Here is a 21,611-nt window from a genome sequence, read left to right on the forward strand (position 1 = left end):
GCTTTTTTATTGACTTCCAAGTGTCACAAGATATTTAACAAAACATTTTAGCTGCATAAGCGAGGCGTTGTGAAACACTACACCTCATTGATTAATCAAAGGGTTTCGTATTTTCTGTAACTACGTATAATAAAGCTTCCTACGCGTTAGGTCCCCATAGTTTAATGGATAAAACAAGGCCCTCCTAAGGCTTAGATGTTGGTTCGATTCCAGCTGGGGACGCCATTTTGGCTGACTTAAACCCTAAATAAAGTAAACCTTCCTATACATTTCTCTAGCCTAGAGACATGTTTATTTCTTCTACTTTGGTTGTAATTTAATCGAATTAAGCAATACTCTTCTAAACAGGAGAGCGCAATGACTTTCGATTCGTCCCCCCAAGAAGAAACTGGCGATGATGTTGAAACACCTATCGATTCAGCATTTACGGAAGAGGAATGGCTTGCCATAGAGGCACTATCTGAGCCCGGTGCTATCTTCTAAACGATGAAATTTAAAAATTAATCCCCACTTTTATAGCCGTTGCCTATTTAAAGCGTCGTCTTACTGCGCGTTTAGCTTTCCGATAAGTACACTTCGCATAGACCATCAGGCACAAAGTAACGTATAAATAATAAGTAGTTAATACGGGGAATACTATGAGCCAATTTGAAAACGACGATATCGATTCGTTTTTTGCTGAAATGCAAGATGTAAAACCAATCGCTTCAGATGATAAGGCTTTATTACACGACCCTGAAAAGGCGCTTGCCGAAAAGCAAAAACGAGCGGCTAGGCAGTTGAGCGTCCGTGAAAAACTCGCTAACCCACTGAGCATGGAAGGTGTAAAGCCGGTGCCGCCCGATGATTTTATACATTATCAACAGCCAGGCATACAAGACGGCGTATTTAAAAAGCTGCGCCTTGGCAAATATCCGTTGGAAACCAATGTCACATTATCAGGAAAAACCCTAGAACAAAGCCGCGACCTAATTTATAGCACCATTAAATCAAGCCACGAACGTGGGGTTCGTGCCCTGCTCATAAAACATGGAACGGGTGAAAATAGCAAACCCTTTCCCGCTTTGAAAAAAAGCTACGTAAATCATTGGCTACGTGAACTTGATGAGGTAATTGCCTATCATACAGCCCAACCTATGCACGGCGGATTTGGCGCCACCTATGTGTTGCTGAAAAAGCACCCTCAGCAAAAACTAATAAACAGAGAAAAAAATAAGAAAGGATAAAGTGAGAGCTAACTTTTGCGGACTACGGCAGAGCATTGGGTTCGTCTCGTTTTAAGCTTTTTTATAAAACACAATACACAAAAAACTTTTTAATAGCCCTAATGATTAACGCCCGTAGCAGTTGACCTGCTACGGGCGTTAGAATTTTTCTTTCAGACTACTTAACTGAAGACTGCACACTTAGCGTTGTTGGAGCTTCGGCAGATTTCGCAGATGTGCTAAAAACAGCAGTTACGAACATCAGCACTACAGCTACAGCCACTCCGGTTAAGCCAAACCCTTTTGAAGAACGATTCATTGGTCGTCTCTTATTATTAAAACCAGTAAGCAATTGCTAAACACTGGTACAACCCTAACTCAACTCCTGTAACCTAATTGCAATCCTTGCTCGCACTACAATAGATCAGTGACAAACTGATGACAAGGGCAAAAAGCAGATTTTTGACACTTTGCCAAAGCTTTGACACCTATTTAAGGTATGCGTATTTATTAAACAGTATTTTTATAGAAAATAAACAGGGGTTTCCCCCTGTTTATTAAGGTCACTCTGTTACATTAACCAACAAACTTACGGGCGTTTCTAAAGATACGCATCCACGCGCCATCTTCTTGCCAATCGTCTGGGCACCATGAGTTTGCAACGGCTCTAAACACACGTTCAGGGTGCGGCATCATAATAGTGCTGCGCCCATCGACAGACGTTAAACCAGTAATACCTTGCGGTGAACCGTTCGGGTTAGCTGGGTATTGCATAGTTGGCTTGCCGTAGTTATCTACGTAACGCATGGCTACCTGACCGCTAACCTGCGATAGCGCGTTTTCATTTGCAAATTCAGCCTGACCTTCGCCGTGCGACACAGCAATCGGCATACGCGAGCCTGCCATACCATCAAGCAGCACAGACTTTGACTCCATCACTTCAACCATAGCAACGCGAGCTTCAAAACGCGCTGACTGGTTAGTAACAAAGTGCGGCCAGTGCTCAGTGCCGGGAATCAATGATTTTAGGTTCGATAGCATCTGACAACCGTTACATACACCTAAACTGAAAGTGTCATTGCGGTTAAAGAAGCTTTCGAACTGATCCCGCGCTATATTGTTGAACAATATAGACTTCGCCCAACCTTCACCTGCACCTAATACGTCGCCGTAAGAGAAACCGCCACAAGCAGCAAGACCCGCAAACTGTTCAAGGGTAATGCGACCCGACAGCACGTCACTCATGTGCACGTCGATAGCGTCAAAACCTGCACGGGTAAATGCTGCTGCCATTTCAAGATGTGAATTAACGCCCTGCTCTCTTAAAATCGCCACTTTTGGCTTAACGCCTTTGGCAATATAAGGTGCGGCAACGTCTTCGTTGATATCGTAAGATAGCGCTACATGCAGACCAGGATCGGCAGCATCTTGCATTGCCGCGTGTTCTTGTTCAGCACACTCAGGGTTATCACGAAGCTTTTGCATTTCAAAGGTAGTTTTCGCCCAGGTAGTACGCATTGATACACGGCTATCGGCAAGTACAGCTACACCGTCGCGGCTAAACTCAATCATATCTGTGCTATTTAATGTACCGATATCGTGAGTCAATTCAGTTAAGTCGAACTTAGCCAGTACTTCGTTAACGGCGTCTAGGTCGCTTTCAAGCACTTGAATAACACCGCCCAATTCTTCATTGAATAGTACAGCAATGTGATTACCTTTTAGGCTATCAAGGTTAACGCTCACACCTGTTTTACCCGCAAAGGCCATTTCTGCCACTGTAGTAAATAAGCCGCCGTCTGAACGGTCGTGGTAAGCATGCACCAAACCTTTTTCGATAAGCATTTGCATAGCGTCAAAGAAGCCTTTAAGGCGGGTAGCAGAAACCACATCTGCTGGGCTATCGCCAAGCTGTGTATAAACTTGCGCTAAACAACTAGCGCCTAAGCGATTTTTACCTTCGCCCAAATCTAGTAGCAACAAGCGGCTTGCACCTTTATCAGTGCGTAGCTGAGGCGTTAGGGTTTTGCGAATATCTTTTACTGCACCAAACGCAGAAATAACCAGTGACAACGGTGAGGTTACTGCTTTATCTTCACCGTTTTCATTCCAAGCGGTTTTCATCGACATGGAGTCTTTACCTACAGGAATGGTCAAACCTAGCTCTGGGCACAGCTCCTCACCCACGGCTTTCACCGCTTCATAAAGACCTGCATCTTCACCTGGATGTCCAGCTGCTGCCATCCAGTTAGCAGACAGTTTAATACGCTTAATATCACCAATGTTTGCTGCAGCAATATTGGTTAGCGCTTCACCTACTGCAAGACGTGCAGACGCGCCGTGCGATAATAACGCGACTGGCGTACGTTCACCCATAGACATCGCTTCACCGTGATAAGTGTCAAATGCTGTTGCGGTTACCGCCACATCTGCCACTGGTATTTGCCATGGCCCCACCATTTGGTCACGACTTACAAGACCGGTAACCGAGCGGTCGCCAATGGTGATAAGGAAGGTTTTCTCTGCCACGGTAGGCAAAGATAAAATGCGATTTGCTGCATCACTTAAGGTAATGCCTACATCGTCTAACGCTGGTGAACTCACCTTGGTTGAACTTACGTCGCGATGCATTTTAGGCGGCTTGCCTAACAGTACATCTAGCGGCATATCGATAGGTTTGTTGTCAAACTGGTTGTCGTTCAGGTTGAGGTGCTGCTCGGCAGTCGCTTCACCGACTACCGCAAATGGCGCGCGTTCGCGGGCGCAAATTGCTTCGAATACCGGCATATTTTCCGGTGCCACAGACATAACATAACGTTCTTGTGATTCGTTACACCATAGTTCTAGCGGTGTCATACCAGGCTCATCAGACAATACTTTTCTTAGCTCAAAGTTACCGCCACGGCCACCGTCGTTAACCAATTCAGGTAAAGCATTTGAAAGACCACCCGCGCCCACATCGTGGATAAACTGAATTGGGTTGTTATCCCCTAACTGCCAACATGCATCAATCACTTCCTGGCAGCGACGCTCCATCTCAGGGTTATCACGCTGCACTGAAGCAAAGTCTAAATCTTCGTTTGACTGACCAGACGCCATTGATGATGCTGCACCGCCGCCAAGACCAATGTTCATTGCAGGGCCGCCAAGCACAATAAGCTTAGCGCCTACGGTAATTTCGCCTTTTTCGACGTGTTCGCGACGAATATTACCTAAACCGCCTGCTAGCATTATAGGTTTGTGGTAGCCGCGCACTTCAACACCGTTGAAGCTATTGACTTCCTGCTCAAATGTACGGAAATAACCGAGTAGCGCTGGGCGACCAAATTCATTATTAAAAGCTGCGCCACCTAATGGCCCTTCAAGCATAATGTCGAGAGCGCTAACAATGCGCTGTGGCTTGCCGTATTCGAACTCCCACGGCTGCTCAGCACCAGGGATACGTAAATTAGATACGGTAAAACCAACCAAACCCGCTTTAGGTTTTGAACCACGACCAGTAGCACCCTCATCACGAATTTCACCACCAGAACCAGTTGCTGCGCCCGGGAACGGTGAAATTGCCGTTGGGTGGTTGTGGGTTTCTACCTTCATTAAAATATCGATATTTTCATGATGGTATTCATATTGATGTGACTGAGGATTTGGGAAGAAGCGTCCAGCTTCCCAGCCTTCCATTACTGCTGCGTTATCTTTGTAAGCTGAGTAAACGTGATCAGGTAATAACTCGTAAGTGTTTTTGATCATTTTGAACAGCGACTTTTCTTGGTCTTCGCCGTCGATGGTCCAGCTTGCGTTAAAAATCTTATGGCGACAATGTTCCGAGTTTGCTTGCGCAAACATATAAAGTTCAACGTCAGTCGGGTTTCTGCCTAGCTTAGTAAAACTATCAAACAGGTAGTCAATCTCATCATCAGCTAATGCCAGGCCCAATGCCACGTTTGCATTAACCAGCGCTTCTTTGCCCTCCCCTAATACGTCTACACTGTTGAAAGTATTAGCTTCGGTTTGTGTAAACAGTACCACTGCATCGTCAGTTTTAGTAAATACTGACTCAGTCATTCTGTCGTGTAAGAAGCTAGCTATGAGTGCAAAATCATCGTCACTTAATGTATCTTCTGTTTCGATATAAAACGCGCATCCGCGCTCTATGCGATTGATACTTTTTAAACTACAGTTGTGAGCGATGTCGGTGGCTTTAGAAGACCAGGGAGAGATAGTGCCGGGGCGAGGAGTAATAAGGAAGAGGGTTCCAGAAGGTGTTTGTGCTTGCCTCGCGGGGCCGTAAGTGAGCAGCTTCTCGAGTATTTCTATTTGCTGCTTAGACAAGTCACCTTGGGAATCGACTAGGTGAACATATTCGCTATATAGGTTTTTAACCCTAACGCCGGATTGACCCAGCTTTGCAATCAGTTTAGTTTGGTTAAACTCTGATAGTGCAGGAGCGCCTCGAAGGACCAACATATTGATTTACCTGGTTTGTTAGAAACAACGACCACCAATGCGACGCGTTGCCTCTTGGATTGATGAGTATTTCGGCGCGGATTATAGAGCAATTATGCACAGTAAGTAACCTCATAACGCGCTAACATGAACTTTTTTTTAAACTTAGCGAGTTTGATGACAACAAGTAAAGGTCTATGCAGTCACAAGACTATAAAAAACGATTAAAACTACAACTAATAATCATTTTATCCATTGCTGTTATGAGTTGTGGCGTGCCCTCGGTCCCCACTGCCCTTTCCTCATTATTAGAACGGGAAACCATCCGCGTAGGAACCGTTTACGGCGCAGGAACTTTTTATAACGGCGCTGAAGGCCCCCAGGGGTTTGAATATGAGTTGCTGGCAGGCTTCGCCGATTACCTTGGCGTAACACTCGACCTGTACCCTTTTTACAGCTATGAAGTCATGCTAGAACAACTAGAAGAAGGTAACTTAGACATTGTTGCCACGGGCGATGCGGTGCCGCCTTCACTGAAAAACCGCTTCACGTATGGTCCCGCTTATCAACATGTCAAACAGCAGCTTGTATTTCAAGCGGGCACACCAAGACCTAGAAACCTTTTAGATCTCGATGCTCCTATCATTGCAGTTGCAGAAAGCAGTCAGGCTCACTTACTTTCTGATTTATTGAGCGCTTTAGGCGATGAACCAACAGAAACTGAAAAAGTAGCGGTAAAGACCGAGCTTATTACCACCGAAGATTCAGATTCTGAAGAACTGCTACAACAAGTGGCCAATGGTGATATCGCTTACACAGTAGCCGACAGCAACCGTTTAGCGTTACAGCGCAGGCGTTATCCAAATTTGGCTGTAGCGAAAACCCTTGACGAAAATATGCCGATGGCTTGGGCGCTGCCATTACATCAAGACGATTCAGTGAAAGCAGCGCTAATCGAGTATTTTGGTACAGTTCATCAGTCAGGCTGGTTTACAGTACTGGAGGATAAGTATTTCGGTCATATTCGCCAGTTCGATTATGTAGACAGCCGCGCATTTAACTACGCAGCTGAAACTGCGCTAGCCCAATACAAGCCGCTATTTCAACAATATGCAGGTGATCTAGACTGGCGACTACTTGCGGCGATGAGCTATCAAGAGAGTCACTGGGACAGTGAAGCCGTTTCTAGAACCGGAGTACGCGGCCTAATGATGCTGACGCTGGATACAGCGAGTGACTGGGATGTAGACGATAGAACGAACCCAGAGCAAAGTATTCGCGGCGGGTCTCGTTATTTTGCAAGTTTGCTAGGCCGCATACCCGCACGAATAAGCGAACCCGATAGAACCTGGATGGCCATGGCATCGTATAATATCGGAATGGGACACTTAGAAGATGCAAGAGTTCTTACTGAGCAACAAGGGGGTAATCCTGACTTGTGGGTAGATGTAAAGCGTCGCTTGCCGCAGCTCAGGCAAAAGAAGTATTACCGTACCACCCGCTATGGCTACGCCAGAGGTGATGAGGCTTTGCAATACGTAGAAAACATTCGTCGCTACTACGACAGCCTAGTCTGGTTAGATGAACAAGGAAAAATTTAATACTGTTGGCTCTAGCATTCCTTGAAAACTGTCATTTCGATGTCATCTTTACCCTGTACCCTTTGAACGAGTTAGTAATTAACTAACTCGCATTCTCAGAACCTTAATTTTTCTAAAAGATTATTAACTCTAAAAGGACAGCGTCTTTCGAATAAATAGCGCTTAGTTCAAACGACAGAGTATTTTCCTTAGCGGAAAAAAGTGGTCACAACGAGGAAACAATAACCTTATTGTGAGAAAGGAGAATAAATGAAAAAAAATCGCTTTATGAAAAAAGGAATAAAATTGAAAAACAACAACAGACGCAGACTTATGCTTAAGCGTTGCCATCAGAAAGTACTTCAACGTCGCAAGCTATTTGTTACAAGTGATATGTTCACTCAACTGACCCGTAAGCCTAGCTAAATACATTTAAGCTGGTCAGTTGATTGAGAACTCTTAATTAAAATAACCAGCTCAATAACCCAAACAGGCGAATAACACTAATAAACATGCGCTCAAGCCAACGGCATAAGAATTAGCTTGAAGCATCCCCCTCTAGATGTTTTTTCGCCTTTTTGGCAGCTTTAATTTCTTTTCTACGCTTGCGAAAAAAATCTGACAATTTGCTAGCACATTCATCAGCTAGCACGCCAGGTACCACCTCAATTTGATGGTTAAGTGCAGGGTGTCGCAATAGATTCATTACCGAACCCGCAGCGCCAGTTTTCGCATCTTTAGCACCAAACACCACCCGTTTTACTCGCGCATGTACAAGCATACCCGCACACATAGAACAGGGCTCCAAAGTGACATACAAGGTAGCGTCAATAAGCCGGTAGTTTTGCACCTTAGAAGCGGCATCTTTAACAGCACGCAACTCTGCATGGGCAGACGGATCGTTATCCAATATCGGCCTATTAAAGCCCTCACCCATTAACTCACCATTTAAAACTACGCAGGCTCCTACCGGCACTTCACCCATTGACTCCGCTTTATCAGCAAGGGTTAAGGCGTGCTTCATCCACATTACGTCTTCATGAGTAACCGTTTCGTTAATAAGATTTTCCTGGCTAATCTCTTCTTTGCATCGGTTCTCTTCAACTAGGCTCTCTTTAATTGCGCTTTCTTTAATTGAGCTCTCTTGGGTAGTACTTTCTTTTGAAGCGCTTACTTTCTCAAGCGCCTCTTCAGCGTTTAGCATTTCAGGCTCTAACGCTTGCGTTGCCACATGTTCGGTGGCTTGTTCTTTAGATTGCGTTTCCCCAGTGTGGAAATTTGGTGTCGAAGGGTTGCTATTTTGGTCACTCATTAGTCAATCTTGCTATTTTACTTGGTGAAATTCGTTAATATTTATTTAGTATAAGCTTAGGTAAACATTCTAACTCACTAGAAATTAATGACTTTTGTCACTTGGCAACCTATTTGCAATCTTTCATTATAACACTGCTGGTGTGAAGGACTTAACTGGTTACACTTTTTGAAAAAAACTTAGTTTAAAAACCTTTATAGTACGTTAAGCGAAGCAGTAATTTTACTAATACGTATTTAGCCTCTGTTTATTAGAAATGAAAACTAAATACGGGGTGAAATAGGCAACTGACCACATTTTCACCTACACTCTTTTAAAGCCATTTGTGAGGGATACCACCGTGAACATGACAGCGATTGCAATAGTAGCCATTTGTGCTTGGGCGTTAGTTACCATTGTCGAAAGTGCAAAAGACAAAAGCAAAAAGAAACTTAGCAATAAAGAAGCCGAAGCTTACAAGCAGGAAATTGCAGATTTGAAAGAGCGTGTATCTGTACTCGAAAAGATTGTTACTGATGAACGCTACGACCTAAAAAAGCAGTTTGCCGATTTAGAGAAAGACCGCGTCGCTTAAGTTTAGTGAAATAAATTCATCTGCCAGCGCAACTTACGCCTATAGTGTACCCTGCGCTGGCAGTTAAACATCAATTCCCTTCTAAGAGTTTGCGCTCAGCCCGCTCAACTCGTCGGGGTTTACCCGCTATAACCAACACATCATGGGCCTGTAAAATAGCGTCCTGATCTGGGTCTTTAACTTCATTACCATTTCGTCTTAAGCCCTTAATCGCCACCCGCATTCTAGAGAAGTCGATATCTTTTATGGCTTTACCAATGCAAGAGGCGTGTTCAGACAATACTACTGCGTGTATAAACTCTAGCTTATCTTCCGTGCCGTAGGTAATTTCTGTCGTTTCACCGGGGTAAAAACCGTGCATATGATCATAACGACCTTTTCGCTCGGCTCGCACCCGCTTTAAGATACGTGACATAGGTACACCGGCATAATGCAACACTTGCGACACCAGCATTAAGCTGCCTTCTTGTAACTCGGGCACCACTTGGTTTGCTCCAGCGCTGTACAAACTTTCTAACTGGTAGTCTCGTTTGGTACGAACCATGACATCTGTAGTATTTGTTATACTTCGGGTCTGCGTAATCACTTGCTTGGCCTTATCGACCTGATCAAACGTCACTAGCACAAGTTTTGCATTTTCTACATTAGCATTGCTCAAAATATCTTTTTGACTGGCATCGCCAAAGATCACGGGTTCGCCTGCATTTCGGCTTTCGTGCACTCTTACAGGGTCCATATCTATAGCGACAAAATGAATACCTTCCATTTTCAACATGCGTGCTACCGACTGGCCCACACGGCCAAACCCACAAATAATGACATGGTTAGACAGCGGCTCAGCATTACCAAAGCTAGTGTTATCATCAAATGCAATATCTTTGTTAACAATACGCTTAGCGATAGTCACACTATTGTTCATAAGCCATGGCGTTAATGCCATACTTATCACGCCCATGCATACAATCAATGATGATTGTTCTGATGTTAACACACCGTGGGTTGTGGCAAGCGCCGCGATAACGAAACTAAACTCCCCTATTTGGCAAAGTTTTACGCCAGCGGACCAGCCGTCAATGGCGTCAGTTTTGACTAACGTTGACGCGGTCCTTACTAAGATAACTTTAATTATCATTAGCGCAAAAACGCCAAAGACAATCTCAAACAAACTATTCCAGAGCACGGTGAGTTCTAACTGCATGCCAACGGTTACAAAGAACAAGCCCATCAAAATATCGCGAAACGGGCGGATATCGGCTTCAAGCTGATATTTGTATTGGCTTTCTCCTAACATCATCCCGGCCAAAAAAGCGCCTAACGCCATCGACAGGCCAAAATAATAGGTAAGGCCGCCGGCTAATAGCGCGATTAAAATAGTGGTCAATACAAACAGCTCATCGGTTCTGGTTCTCGCAACTTCTCGGAACACCCACGGAAGTAACCACTTACCTACCGACATTAAAAATGCGATGACAAACACACCTTTAAGCAATGCCTCTCCTAACGCCAGCGCAATACTCACCTCGCCTGTTTGTGCTAGTAGTGGGATAGCGATAAGAAACGGGACCACGGCTAAGTCCTGAAAGAGCAATATACTGACGGCCAATTGTGTACGCCTGTTATTAAGAATGCCCATTTCGGTGGCTTGTTTTATAACTATAGCGGTAGAACTTAGCGCAAGCGTACCGCCAATAATGATGGACGCACTAACTGGAGCCCCGAAAAAAAGAGGAACACAGGTAAATATCGCTGTGGTAAACAACATTTGCCCAAGGCCTACGCCAAATACCAAAGAGCGCATAGCCAACAACTTAGGAAGGGAGAATTCTAGCCCAAGGGAGAAGAGTAGAAAAACAATACCTACTTCGGCCAATAAATGCATTTCTTCGGGGTGTGCAAACACAGAAAGCAGCTGTGGGCCTGCGAGTACACCGGCAAAGAGATAAGCTAGGATAGGTGGAAGGTGAATTCGTTTAAATAGGGCGACCGCGCATACCGAGATGAACATCAATATCACAATATTTAAAAAACTCGTCCCCACACAACCTCCTAGAGCAACATCAACTTACGCTTGTAAAATAAGCGCGATAATAAACTCGGCTTGACACTTAAACTAAAGACTAATGCGACAAATATCTTGTTGGCATTCAGTTTGCAAAATCCCCTATGTAAATGCAGATCCGGCAAGTTTTGCCGCTGTGATCGTCATAAATTTCGCGAAAATGCGGGCATGACCACAGAAACGTCAGGGCTTTGACACTGGTTTCATTTCTGCGGCATATCAACGCATTTTGTATAGGGGCACTACTGTGGATTTTTCAACGTCAGTCTACGATAGCACACAACACGACAATTTTTATCCTGCTGAGAGCACAGAAAAATCACTTTCTTTTAGTGAATTATCAGGCTTCGTAACACAGCTTCTGACTACGCTTGAACTTCAAGAGTTAGGAGGCGTGTATTTTCAGCAGCTTAATATGCTATTGCCTATTGTCGGATTCAGTTTATCCGACTTCGACTCTCGTTGGGTCTACGGTAACGCAAAGATATCGTCAACACTGATTGATTTACCACTACAAGGGGCACGCTCTGTTAATGGCGAGCAAGCCCATGTCTATTATTACATTAGTTCACCCTTGTCGTTATCGCAACGAGAGAGCCTATTCCAACTGCATGATTTATTTGGAAAACAAGTAAAACATGCCTTATCTTTGATGCGTGTTCAGCAAATGGCAACCAAAGACGTGTTGACTAGTTTAGGCAATCGCGCGGGCTTTCAGCAGTCTATGACAAGACAGCTGGGCTGGACACAAAGACATGATGAACCATTTGCACTTTTAGTTATCGACCTAGACAACTTCAAATATGTAAACGATAACTTTGGACATGGTGAGGGCGACAAAGTACTGCTTCATGTGGCAACACACCTAGAAAATGTACTGCGCGATGAGGACGAAGCATTTCGCTATGGCGGCGATGAATTCTGCTGTTTGTTAGACTGCCAAACACAGCAACAATTAGCATGTGCTGCCAAGCGAATCCAGATGAGTATAAATAGTTCTGCCTACTTATCTCGACTAGGTGTTTCGGCGAGTCTCGGTGGCGCAATTTATCGAGATGGCGACAGTATTGATAGTTTATTTAATCGCGCTGATAACGCGCTGTATCGGGTGAAAAACTCAGGCAAAAACAGTTACGACGCCGCCTAAATAATAGGTTTTGTTTGTTTCTACTAAAAGCGGCAATTCAATGCCGCTTTATCAGTGTAACCTGCCGAAAGAATTTAAAAGCTCAAGCGAATGCCGGTTCTACGCCTACTAATGCCGGGTATTGGTCCAGTAAACCTTATAAAAAATGTGATAAGCCTGATTATCGACTAGACGGGTTTAAAGGCAACATGGATACGCTCTACTTGTGGTTGTAGATAGACAACTTTGTCATCAATAATGATTGCCACCGGCGTTTCATTTAAAAATACAGTGGGTACACCATCTCGTTTCCATCGGGGCACACGCCATACTTTAAACCACTCTTTCAATAGCTTTGATACATTGGCACCTTTAGGTTTTACCCGCAGATTACGCGCATTAGTTTGCAAAGAAACCGTATCGTTATTTTTTTCTTCAGTTATTGTTACTCTTACCTGCCCGCGTAACCAAGGAAGAGGAATGTACTGGCCTAACGCCAACTCAAGACGTTCTGGTATCTCACACGTATCATTAACTACCCAGTAAAGGTCATGGTCAAAACGTATAACCCTGCCCCACTTAAAGTTTACTTCAGGGGTTGCATCGTGTTTCGCTCCCAGCATCGCAAGTACTTGGTGTGCCTGCGCTTTTGAGGGGGCAAGCTGCCCCTGTGCTTTAAACCAAGCGCGAATTACCATAGCCTGCCAAGGGATAGATAATGCAGCAAGCTTTTCTCCATCTAGCCTTAAATCAGTACGTTTACATTCTTTGAAGTATTGCTGTGCAGATTCGCTGACTAGTGCACTTTGCTCTGCACAAAGCTCAGCGCTTCGCCCCACTGTCTTAGTTAACTGGGGCCATCGCTCAAGCAAATGAGGTATTATCTCGTTTCTTAAGAAATTCCTGTCAAAGCTGTTTTGCTGGTTAGATTCATCCTCAACCCACTGCAGCATTTCCTCTTCTGCAAATGCGACAATAGCCGCTTTTTCAAGCGCTAACATGGGGCGCATTACTAGGGTTTCACCGCGAAACTGTACCTCCCCCATACCAGCTAAGCCTTGGGGCCCTGCACCGCGCTTTAGCTGCAATAGCACGGTTTCAAGCTGATCTTCAGCATGTTGCCCCAATAGCAACACACCGCCAATTTGGGTGCACACTTCTAACAGTGCGTTGTATCGTACCTTACGCGCCTCGGCCTCCAAGCTCTTTCTAGAACTGGTATCTACGGCAACGCGATATTGATGAAATTCAACATCTTCGAGACGGCACTGCAGTTCACAGTGCCGGGCCCAATCATCCGCGTTTTCGCTTAAACCGTGGTGTACATATACAGCATGTATTGGGCACTCAAATTGGTCCCTATACGCAATAACAGCTTGAAGAAGTACGGTGGAATCCACACCACCACTGTAGGCAACTACTAGAGGCGTTTGAAGTGCTCGCTTTACATCTGTTAGTAATGTCGCTATGCGGTTGACGATATGTTCAATAATTGGTGCTTGTAGAGGGGTCACAGACCAGTAATACCTTATTGTTTCAATGTTATGTTTTAATGGGCTTTAGCGCTATGTTTAATTAAATACTTGCTTACTCATAACAAAAAAGGGGTGGTTACCAATGGTAAACAACCCCCTTGAACTAATCTAAATCGATATGAAATACGCAACGGCTTGATTGATTTTAGAACAAGCAATTTTGCTAATCGCACGCCGCTTAGCCTAATCGTACACCGCTTTGTATCGTGACGTGACTATTCGCAGTTTTAGAACTCGTAGCCCTAACTAGAATTAGCAATAACCGAACGACATCAAACGCTGATAACGTTCTTCCATCAATTTGGCCTTATCTAGCTCTTTTAGCTGGTTAAGCTGCTGCTTAATTACCGCTTTAAGATTGGCTGCCATACCATTGTGGTCGCGATGGGCGCCACCTAATGGTTCTTCAACAATGCTGTTGATTAAACCTAGTTCTTTAATTTGGGGCGCACTTACGCCCATGGCTTCAGCGGCTAACGGGGCTTTTTCTGCACTCTTCCATAAAATAGAGGCACAGCCCTCCGGTGAAATAACCGAGTAGGTAGAATATTGAAGCATGTTGACGCGATCGCCAACACCAATTGCTAGTGCGCCACCCGAACCACCTTCACCGATTACGGTACAAACGATTGGAACAGTCAACTCAGCCATTTCGAATAAGTTCTTTGCGATTGCTTCACTCTGACCACGCTCTTCAGCGCCCACACCTGGGTATGCCCCTGGCGTGTCGATGAAGGTAATAATAGGCATGTTAAAGCGCTCAGCCATCTTCATAAGGCGCAAGGCCTTACGGTAACCTTCTGGTTTAGGCATACCGAAGTTACGCTTAATTTTTTCGTTAGTATCACGCCCTTTTTGATGACCAATAATCATCACAGGCTGGTCATCTAACATCGCTGGCCCACCGACAATCGCTTTATCGTCAGCAAACGCGCGGTCGCCAGCGAGCTCGTCGAATTCTGTAAAAATACGTGGAATGTAATCTAGCGTGTATGGACGCATTGGGTGACGTGCAAGTTGAGAAACTTGCCATGCTCCAAGATCAGAAAAGATTTTTTTAGTTAGCTCCGCACTTTTACCGCGAAGCTTATTGATTTCTTCTTCTATGCCAACGTCAAACTCGCCACCTTGATTCACCAACCTAAGCTCTTCAATTTTTGCTTCTAGTTCGGCTATTGGCTGTTCAAAGTCCAAAAACTGTATACTCATTTCATGTCCTATTCGTACTACGCTCGTCTATGCAAACGCGAGATGTCCAATCTATCGAACTCTTAACCCTAATGGTAGAGAATTGAAACCGCTTTGTCTCCCAAACATTGTTTGAGATCGTGTAAAAGTTGGTCTTCAGGGGTAACGTACCATCTTGCACCACACGCTAAGGTTACTTCAGCGTCTGGATGAGTTACCGCTAACTGAACAGGACAACTTCCACCGTTAAATGCCTGCAGGATAGATTGCATCTGACTGATTTTCTTCGGTTCAAGCAACTGGGTATCAATATTAAGTGCCAGCGCTCTCGCGTTTTTCTCTCGTGCCTGAACAATGTCCATTACATCACGGGCGGTGATTGTATTGCCCCCAGAGAAATCATCAAAGCTGACCTGTCCCTTTATAAGCAATATTCTGTCAGTTTCTAACACACTTTCGAACTGTTCGTACATATCGGGGAAGAAACGTACGTCTATTCTGGCACTCTTATCATCCAGTGTCACGATAGCCCAGCGGCGCCCACGTTTGTTCGTCATAACACGCACGCCAAGCACCAATCCTACTGCACTGGCCATTTGGTCTTTGTTCGTGGGTTTTAAATCTACTAAACGCCCGTCGGTGTAGTAACGCAGCTCTTCTGCGTACTGGTTGATGGGGTGACCGGTTAAATACAAACCTAACGTATCTTTTTCACCTTCTAGCCATACTTTTTCAGGCCATTCAGGTACATCAGCAAACGCTTGCTTCACGTCTTCTGGCTCGGTAGTAAGCAGCCCAAACATGTCTGACTGACCAAAAGACTCGGCTTTTGCGTGCTGACCGGCGGCTGCTAGAGCCTCGGGTAAACTCGCCATAAGGCTTGCACGATGAGGACCTAAGTTGTCCATTGCGCCTGCTAATACAAGCTTTTCTAGTACCCGCTTATTTACACGCTTAATATCTATTTTGGCGCAAAAATCAAAAAGATCCTTAAATGCCCCCTGACTCTCCCGCGCTTCAATAATGGCTTCAATCGGGCCTTCACCTACCCCTTTAATCGCACCGATACCATAAACAATGCGACCTTCACTATCGACGGTAAATTTATATTTGCCCGCGTTTAAATCTGGCGGCAGTATTTCAATGCCCATGCGCTCACATTCATCGACAAGCGTCACGATTTTATCGGTGTTATCCATATCTGCCGACATTACCGCAGCCATGAATTCCGCAGGATAATGTACTTTCAGCCATAAAGTCTGATAAGACACCAAGGCATAAGCGGCAGAGTGAGATTTGTTGAACCCGTAACCTGCGAACTTTTCTACCAAGTCGAAGATTTTCATTGCTAGGTCTGGGTCAATATTATTGCCCTTAGCACCTTCAGCGAACGTACCACGCTGCTTAGCCATCTCTTCAGGCTTTTTCTTACCCATCGCACGACGCAGCAAGTCAGCGCCACCGAGTGAATATCCCGCCATCTCTTGGGCTATCTGCATTACCTGTTCCTGATACAAGATAATGCCGTAGGTGGGCTCAAGAATTTCTTGAAGACATTCGTGCTGATATTCAGCGTCGGGGTAAGAAATTTCTTCACGTCCGTGCTTACGGTCAATAAAGTTATCTACCATGCCTGATTGCAGCGGGCCCGGACGAAACAGAGCTACCAGTGCGATGATATCTTCGAAACAGTCAGGTTTAAGACGCTTAATTAACTCTTTCATACCGCGAGATTCCAGCTGGAATACAGCGGTAGTTTCAGCGTTTTGAAGGGTTCTGAAACTCTTAGGATCTTCAAGCGGAATAGCGCTGATATCTACATCAACGTTTTTCCCTTCTTTGATCATATCTATTGCCCACTGAATAATAGTCAGCGTACGAAGACCTAGGAAGTCGAATTTTACTAAACCCGCGGTTTCAACGTCGTTTTTGTCGAACTGGGTTACAGGGTTTTTACCTTCATCGTCACAATACAGTGGCGAAAAATCAGTAATAGTAGTTGGCGCAATAACAACACCACCGGCATGTTTACCGGCATTACGGGTTACCCCTTCAAGAATTCGCGCCATATCGATAAGGTCTTTCACCTCCTCATCGCTTTCGTACACTTCTGGCAGTTGAGGTTCAGCAGCGAACGCCTTTTCAAGTGTCATGCCTGGGTCGGGTGGAATCAATTTTGAAATACGATCTACAAAACCATAAGGATGACCAAGCACGCGGCCTACGTCACGCACTACCGCTTTTGCCGCCATAGTACCAAACGTAATGATCTGCGATACCGCCTGACGCCCGTAAAGCTCAGCTACGTGGTCGATTACCTCATCTCGTCTATCCATACAGAAGTCGACGTCGAAGTCGGGCATTGATACACGTTCTGGGTTCAAGAAACGTTCGAATAGCAAATCGAATTCTAGCGGGTCTAGGTCGGTAATTTTTAAGGCATAGGCCACCAATGAGCCTGCACCAGAACCACGCCCTGGTCCTACGGGAATTCCATTATCCTTACTCCATTGGATGAACTCCATTACGATAAGGAAGTAGCCTGGGAACCCCATCTGGTTGATAACTTCAAGCTCAATGCGAAGTCGGTCATCGTACTCTGGCCGTTTCGCTTTGCGCACTTCTTCATCGGGGAAAAGGAATTCTAGACGCTCTTCCAATCCTTCTTCAGACACTTTAACCAAGAAGTCTTCGGTGGTCATGCCGCCGGTTGGAAACTGGGGTAGGAAGTACTCGTTCAAGCGTACGGTAACGTTACAGCGCTTTGCAATTTCAACCGTATTTTCGATTGCTTCAGGGATGTCGCTAAATAGCTCTACCATTTCCTCTGCTGTGCGAAGGTACTGCTGGTCGCTGTAGCGCTTAGGCCGGCGGTTATCATCTAACGTATAGCCATCGTGAATACACACACGGATTTCGTGAGCATCAAAGCCTTCACGATCAATAAAGCACACTTCATTAGTGGCCACTACGGGTAAGCCGCGCTGCTCAGCAAGCTCTACGGCATGGTGTAAGTAATCTTCTTCACCTTGTCTGCCAGTTCTAATAAGCTCTAAATAAAAACGGTCAGAAAAATGGGTTTGATAAAACTCAAGCGCACTGTCGAGAATGTTAGCGTTGTTTTTCATTAAACCCACACCAACATCACCGTGCTGAGCGCCTGACAACACGATGACGCCTTCACTATGTTCTGCTAACCATTCTTGGTCAATGACCGCGCGGTGCGCTAAGTGACCACGAAGGTAGGCTTTAGAGATAAGAATGGTAATGTTCTTATATCCCTCATTGTTCATTGCAATAAGGGTTAGCCTGAAAGGTTCGTCACCAAAGACTTCATTCGTCACCCAAAAATCGGTACCGATTATGGGCTTAATACCTAAATTATGTGCCTCGGAATAAAATTTTACCAAGCCACACATATTCATTTGGTCTGTGATCGCCACGGCAGGCATGCCAAGCGCGGCCACTTTACCTAAAATAGGCTTAACCTTATTCAGGCCGTCCATCATCGAAAAGTCGCTGTGAACACGTAAATGAATAAATGGCGATGACATGATGTTATTTCTCTTCGAGTAGCGCTTTTACGGGTTTAAAACTTTTGCGATAGCAATCTAAGATGCCATATTCGGCGATAGCTTCAAAATGTGCTTTTGTAGGGTAACCTTTGTGCCCTGCAAAGTTATATTGTGGGTAGGCCTCATGCAACGAAATCATGTCGTTATCTCGCTCTACCTTGGCAATAATTGACGCTGCGGAAATTTCAGCATGTAGGCTATCGCCTTTTACCACCGCTTCAGACTCAAAATTCCAGGCTGGTACTCGGTTGCCGTCTACACGCACAAAGTCAGGCATTACTGGCAGGCCTTCTACCGCTCGAGTCATGGCGAGCATGGTAGCGTGTAATATATTGAGCTTATCTATTTCTTCAGGGCTTGCTCTACCGATATTCCAGTAAAGCGCCTTTTCACGAATTTCTTGGGCAAGGGCTACACGTTTCTTTTCACTCAACTTTTTAGAGTCGGTTAGCCCTTCAATGGGGTTTTCTGGGTCTAGAATGACCGCAGCGGTAACCACATCTCCAACTAAAGGGCCACGCCCCACTTCATCAACACCGGCAATTAACTTATGCAAACAATTCCTCCACGACAGCTTTTGCTGCTGTTTTATCAGCGTTGCATTTTAGCGTATGGTGGAGGTCGGTGAAACGGGAAATAAGGGCTGAATTATCACTTTCGAAGAAGTTGAGTAACTGATTGCTCATATTCTCTGCGTTTACCTCGTCTTGAAGTAATTCAGGAATAATTTTCTCATTGGCCAAAAGATTTGGCAAAGTGAAGAACGGCGCTTTATACAAGCGCTGCATGATTTTATACGTGAGCGGGGCCAGTAAATAAGCGGCTACCATAGGGCGTTTGCACAACATAGCTTCCAATGTAGCTGTGCCTGATGCAAGCAAGATCACATCGCTCGCTATCATGGCATCACGCGATGTGCCTTGAGTTACCTTGATAGGTAAACGCTCCTCTGCATTATTGGCTTCAAGTAAGCGTGCTTTTATTTGCGCAAGACGATGCTCGTTAGCGGCAGGAATAAGAAAGTGAATGTCGCTGCGTTTAGCATGAATAGCTTCGATGGTCTTGAGAAATACAGGAAGAAGCGTATCTACTTCGCCTCTGCGTGAACCAGGAAGTACGGCCAATACGGGGGCATTCGCATCTACACCTAATGCTACTCGTGATGCGTCTTGATCTGGCTCAATCGCTATAGCGTCGGCCATTGTGTGCCCTACAAAGGTATAGGGAACATTGTATTTATCGTAAACTTGCTGCTCGAAAGGAAATAAACCTAACACGCGATTAGCCGCTTTCGCTATCTTATGGATACGCTTTTCACGCCACGCCCACACGGTAGGGCTCACGTAGTGCATGGTTTTGATACCGCGGGCTTTAAGCGCTTTTTCTACTCTTAAGTTAAAATCTGGCGCATCTATACCCACGAAAATATCCGGCGGATTTTGTTCGAAATGAGCGAGTAGCTGCTTTTTAACTTTTAAAATAGCGGGAAGGTGGGAAAGGACTTCAACAAGCCCCATAACCGACAAAGTTTCCATATCGAAAAGACTATGAAAACCTGCGTTTATCATGTTTGGACCGCCAATACCTTCGATAATAGCATCTGGATATTGGCGTTTTAATTCTGCGACCATTCCAGCGGCAAGGATGTCACCAGAGGGCTCTCCGGCAACCATGCCGATACGAATTGGTTTAGACATAATTAGCGAATAATGCCTCGCGTCGCGTCTTGTAAGAACTTAACCATGAGTGCCACACCATCAAATTTTTGCGCTGGCTCAGCGAGCTTGTTCACCGCTTCGTCAATAGTATTACCTTCACGATAAATCGCTTTGTAGGCACGCTTTATTTCAAGCACTTCTTCTTTTGCAAAGCCACGGCGTTTTAGTCCCTCAGAGTTAATACCTTGAGGAATATTCTTTTGCCCACTAACCATCACAAAAGGTGGGACGTCGCGCAGAATAATACCGCCCGCCCCTAAAAATGCATGAGCGCCAATTTTGCAGAACTGATGGATGCCTGTAGCACCGCCAATAATAACGAAATCATCAATATGAACATGACCCGCCACAGCCACATTGTTGGCAATTATTATATCATCACCAAGAACGCAGTCATGGGCTACGTGTGCGTTAGCCATGAAAAGTCCACGGGAACCAATAATGGTTATGCCGTTGTCTTGGACCGTTCCGCGGTGAACGGTTACCCCTTCTCTAAACTCGTTATCGTCGCCGATAACTAACTCGGTAGGTTCACCCGCATACTTTTTATCTTGGCAGTCTTCACCAATTGAAGAAAACTGATAAAACTTGTTGTTTTTACCGATACGCGTTGGGGCCGCGTACCACCACATGTGATTTCAGAATACAGCCATCGCCTATGGTGACGTTGTCGTCTACCATACAAAATGGACCTATGGTGACGTTTTCACCAATCGTTGCACTATCTGAAATTACCGCAGTAGGATGGATCACGTTAGGCTATCTCTCTCATCGCACACATAAACTCTGCACTACAAGCTATATCGCCATCGACACTTGCAGTACCTTTAAATTTCCAAATCCCTCTGCGCTCTTTTACCAAAGCAACATCAAACTCAAGCTTATCGCCCGGAACAACAGGACGCTTAAAACGTGCGTTATCAATTCCTGCATACAAGTATAACTTATCATTGTTGCCCATGGTCTTAAAACCTAAAACACCGGCAGCTTGTGCCATGGCTTCTAGGATTAAAACCCCCGGGAAAATTGGCTGTCCAGGGAAGTGCCCCATGAAACATGGCTCATTGATTGTGATATTTTTGTAAGCCTTTACAGACTCACCTAGAACATAATCAGTAACACGATCAACAAGTAGGAAAGGATATCTGTGTGGTAGCAGTTCCAATATTTCCTGGATTTCGATGGTATTAAGTGAATTGGCCAAAAACTTTCTCCTGTATACAAGCATGACCTTTAACTATTTCATACCAATACAGATGGTGCATTGGTATTTGGGTCAAACTCGCCGTAAAAACT

Annotated in this window: 16 protein-coding genes, 1 tRNA gene and 1 pseudogene; 7 read left to right on the top strand and 11 right to left on the bottom strand. The window is 45.0% G+C overall.

Annotation, left to right across the window (positions count from 1 at the left end; all coding sequences use genetic code 11):
* Positions 1-150 precede the first annotated feature (150 nt).
* The 3 genes from D1814_RS03045 to smrA all read left to right on the top strand — a co-directional run bounded on the left by D1814_RS03045 (position 151) and on the right by smrA (position 1,226).
* Positions 151-225: transfer RNA gene (locus tag D1814_RS03045), tRNA-Arg, on the top strand.
* 132 nt (positions 226-357) lie between these two features.
* Entirely contained in the window at positions 358-483 is a 126-nt protein-coding gene (locus tag D1814_RS19675; RefSeq protein WP_259462653.1) for a hypothetical protein, read from the top strand.
* A 155-nt stretch (positions 484-638) separates the two neighbouring features.
* Positions 639-1,226, top strand: coding sequence for a DNA endonuclease SmrA (smrA, locus tag D1814_RS03050; protein ID WP_118490045.1), 588 nt, complete (start codon positions 639-641; stop codon positions 1,224-1,226).
* 157 nt (positions 1,227-1,383) lie between these two features.
* Here the strand turns inward: smrA and D1814_RS19375 are convergent, their stop codons facing one another.
* Together D1814_RS19375 and purL are read right to left on the bottom strand one after the other, a co-directional pair.
* Complete coding sequence (locus D1814_RS19375; RefSeq protein ID WP_162889815.1) at positions 1,384-1,524, bottom strand: hypothetical protein; 141 nt, start codon at positions 1,522-1,524, stop codon at positions 1,384-1,386.
* Positions 1,525-1,781: 257 nt separating this feature from the next.
* Positions 1,782-5,669, bottom strand: coding sequence for a phosphoribosylformylglycinamidine synthase (gene purL, locus D1814_RS03055; protein ID WP_118490046.1), 3,888 nt, complete (start codon positions 5,667-5,669; stop codon positions 1,782-1,784).
* 176 nt (positions 5,670-5,845) lie between these two features.
* On the opposite strand from purL, the gene mltF reads away from it, so the two are divergent.
* Together mltF and D1814_RS19380 are read left to right on the top strand one after the other, a co-directional pair.
* A complete protein-coding gene (gene mltF / locus D1814_RS03060) occupies positions 5,846-7,249 on the top strand; it encodes a membrane-bound lytic murein transglycosylase MltF (RefSeq protein WP_118490047.1) in 1,404 nt (467 codons plus the stop codon).
* Between the two features lie 249 nt (positions 7,250-7,498).
* Positions 7,499-7,654 carry a hypothetical protein gene (locus D1814_RS19380; RefSeq protein WP_012517585.1) on the top strand — a complete coding sequence of 52 codons (156 nt, stop codon included), beginning with the start codon at positions 7,499-7,501 and terminating at the stop codon, positions 7,652-7,654.
* 112 nt (positions 7,655-7,766) lie between these two features.
* Here D1814_RS19380 and tadA read toward each other — a convergent pair whose 3' ends face one another.
* On the bottom strand, positions 7,767-8,258 hold the full coding sequence (gene tadA, locus D1814_RS03065) for a tRNA adenosine(34) deaminase TadA (RefSeq protein ID WP_220667660.1): 492 nt from the start codon (positions 8,256-8,258) through the stop codon (positions 7,767-7,769).
* A gap of 628 nt (positions 8,259-8,886) precedes the next feature.
* Here tadA and D1814_RS03070 point away from each other — a divergent pair.
* Positions 8,887-9,114 carry a hypothetical protein gene (locus D1814_RS03070; RefSeq protein WP_118490048.1) on the top strand — a complete coding sequence of 76 codons (228 nt, stop codon included), beginning with the start codon at positions 8,887-8,889 and terminating at the stop codon, positions 9,112-9,114.
* Positions 9,115-9,184: 70 nt separating this feature from the next.
* Here D1814_RS03070 and D1814_RS03075 read toward each other — a convergent pair whose 3' ends face one another.
* Positions 9,185-11,152 carry a cation:proton antiporter domain-containing protein gene (locus D1814_RS03075; RefSeq protein WP_118490049.1) on the bottom strand — a complete coding sequence of 656 codons (1,968 nt, stop codon included), beginning with the start codon at positions 11,150-11,152 and terminating at the stop codon, positions 9,185-9,187.
* Between the two features lie 268 nt (positions 11,153-11,420).
* Here D1814_RS03075 and D1814_RS03080 point away from each other — a divergent pair, with 268 nt between their 5' ends.
* Positions 11,421-12,320 (top strand): GGDEF domain-containing protein, encoded by a 900-nt coding sequence (locus D1814_RS03080; protein ID WP_118490050.1) that lies wholly within the window; start codon positions 11,421-11,423, stop codon positions 12,318-12,320.
* A gap of 167 nt (positions 12,321-12,487) precedes the next feature.
* Here D1814_RS03080 and tilS read toward each other — a convergent pair whose 3' ends face one another.
* The 7 genes and pseudogenes from tilS to fabZ all read right to left on the bottom strand — a co-directional run bounded on the left by tilS (position 12,488) and on the right by fabZ (position 21,519).
* Positions 12,488-13,813: a tRNA lysidine(34) synthetase TilS gene (gene tilS / locus D1814_RS03085; protein ID WP_118490051.1), complete on the bottom strand. Its 1,326-nt coding sequence runs from the start codon at positions 13,811-13,813 to the stop codon at positions 12,488-12,490.
* 273 nt (positions 13,814-14,086) lie between these two features.
* Complete coding sequence (gene accA, locus D1814_RS03090; RefSeq protein WP_118490052.1) at positions 14,087-15,043, bottom strand: acetyl-CoA carboxylase carboxyl transferase subunit alpha; 957 nt, start codon at positions 15,041-15,043, stop codon at positions 14,087-14,089.
* Positions 15,044-15,111: 68 nt separating this feature from the next.
* Entirely contained in the window at positions 15,112-18,576 is a 3,465-nt protein-coding gene (gene dnaE, locus D1814_RS03095; protein WP_118490053.1) for a DNA polymerase III subunit alpha, read from the bottom strand.
* A 4-nt stretch (positions 18,577-18,580) separates the two neighbouring features.
* Positions 18,581-19,153, bottom strand: coding sequence for a ribonuclease HII (gene rnhB, locus D1814_RS03100; protein ID WP_118490054.1), 573 nt, complete (start codon positions 19,151-19,153; stop codon positions 18,581-18,583).
* Positions 19,146-20,294 (bottom strand): lipid-A-disaccharide synthase, encoded by a 1,149-nt coding sequence (lpxB, locus tag D1814_RS03105; RefSeq protein WP_118490055.1) that lies wholly within the window; start codon positions 20,292-20,294, stop codon positions 19,146-19,148. Before lpxB ends, rnhB begins: the two co-directional genes overlap by 8 nt.
* 2 nt (positions 20,295-20,296) lie before the next feature.
* Positions 20,297-21,068 (bottom strand): annotated as a pseudogene (lpxA, locus tag D1814_RS03110) (acyl-ACP--UDP-N-acetylglucosamine O-acyltransferase).
* A gap of 1 nt (position 21,069) precedes the next feature.
* On the bottom strand, positions 21,070-21,519 hold the full coding sequence (gene fabZ / locus D1814_RS03115; protein WP_118490056.1) for a 3-hydroxyacyl-ACP dehydratase FabZ: 450 nt from the start codon (positions 21,517-21,519) through the stop codon (positions 21,070-21,072).
* Positions 21,520-21,611: the final 92 nt, after the last annotated feature.

It is taken from the genome of Alteromonas sp. BL110 (assembly GCF_003443615.1).
Taxonomy (GTDB): domain Bacteria; phylum Pseudomonadota; class Gammaproteobacteria; order Enterobacterales; family Alteromonadaceae; genus Alteromonas.

What these genes read in the sequence shown, in the direction of transcription:
- D1814_RS19675 (WP_259462653.1), top strand. Translation starts at nt 358, where the DNA reads ATGACTTTCGATTCGTCCCCCCAAGAAGAAACTGGCGATGATGTTGAA.
- smrA (WP_118490045.1), top strand. Translation starts at nt 639, where the DNA reads ATGAGCCAATTTGAAAACGACGATATCGATTCGTTTTTTGCTGAAATG.
- D1814_RS19375 (WP_162889815.1), bottom strand. Translation starts at nt 1,524, where the DNA reads ATGAATCGTTCTTCAAAAGGGTTTGGCTTAACCGGAGTGGCTGTAGCT.
- purL (WP_118490046.1), bottom strand. Translation starts at nt 5,669, where the DNA reads ATGTTGGTCCTTCGAGGCGCTCCTGCACTATCAGAGTTTAACCAAACT.
- mltF (WP_118490047.1), top strand. Translation starts at nt 5,846, where the DNA reads ATGCAGTCACAAGACTATAAAAAACGATTAAAACTACAACTAATAATC.
- D1814_RS19380 (WP_012517585.1), top strand. Translation starts at nt 7,499, where the DNA reads ATGAAAAAAAATCGCTTTATGAAAAAAGGAATAAAATTGAAAAACAAC.
- tadA (WP_220667660.1), bottom strand. Translation starts at nt 8,258, where the DNA reads ATGTGGATGAAGCACGCCTTAACCCTTGCTGATAAAGCGGAGTCAATG.
- D1814_RS03070 (WP_118490048.1), top strand. Translation starts at nt 8,887, where the DNA reads ATGACAGCGATTGCAATAGTAGCCATTTGTGCTTGGGCGTTAGTTACC.
- accA (WP_118490052.1), bottom strand. Translation starts at nt 15,043, where the DNA reads ATGAGTATACAGTTTTTGGACTTTGAACAGCCAATAGCCGAACTAGAA.
- dnaE (WP_118490053.1), bottom strand. Translation starts at nt 18,576, where the DNA reads ATGTCATCGCCATTTATTCATTTACGTGTTCACAGCGACTTTTCGATG.
- lpxB (WP_118490055.1), bottom strand. Translation starts at nt 20,294, where the DNA reads ATGTCTAAACCAATTCGTATCGGCATGGTTGCCGGAGAGCCCTCTGGT.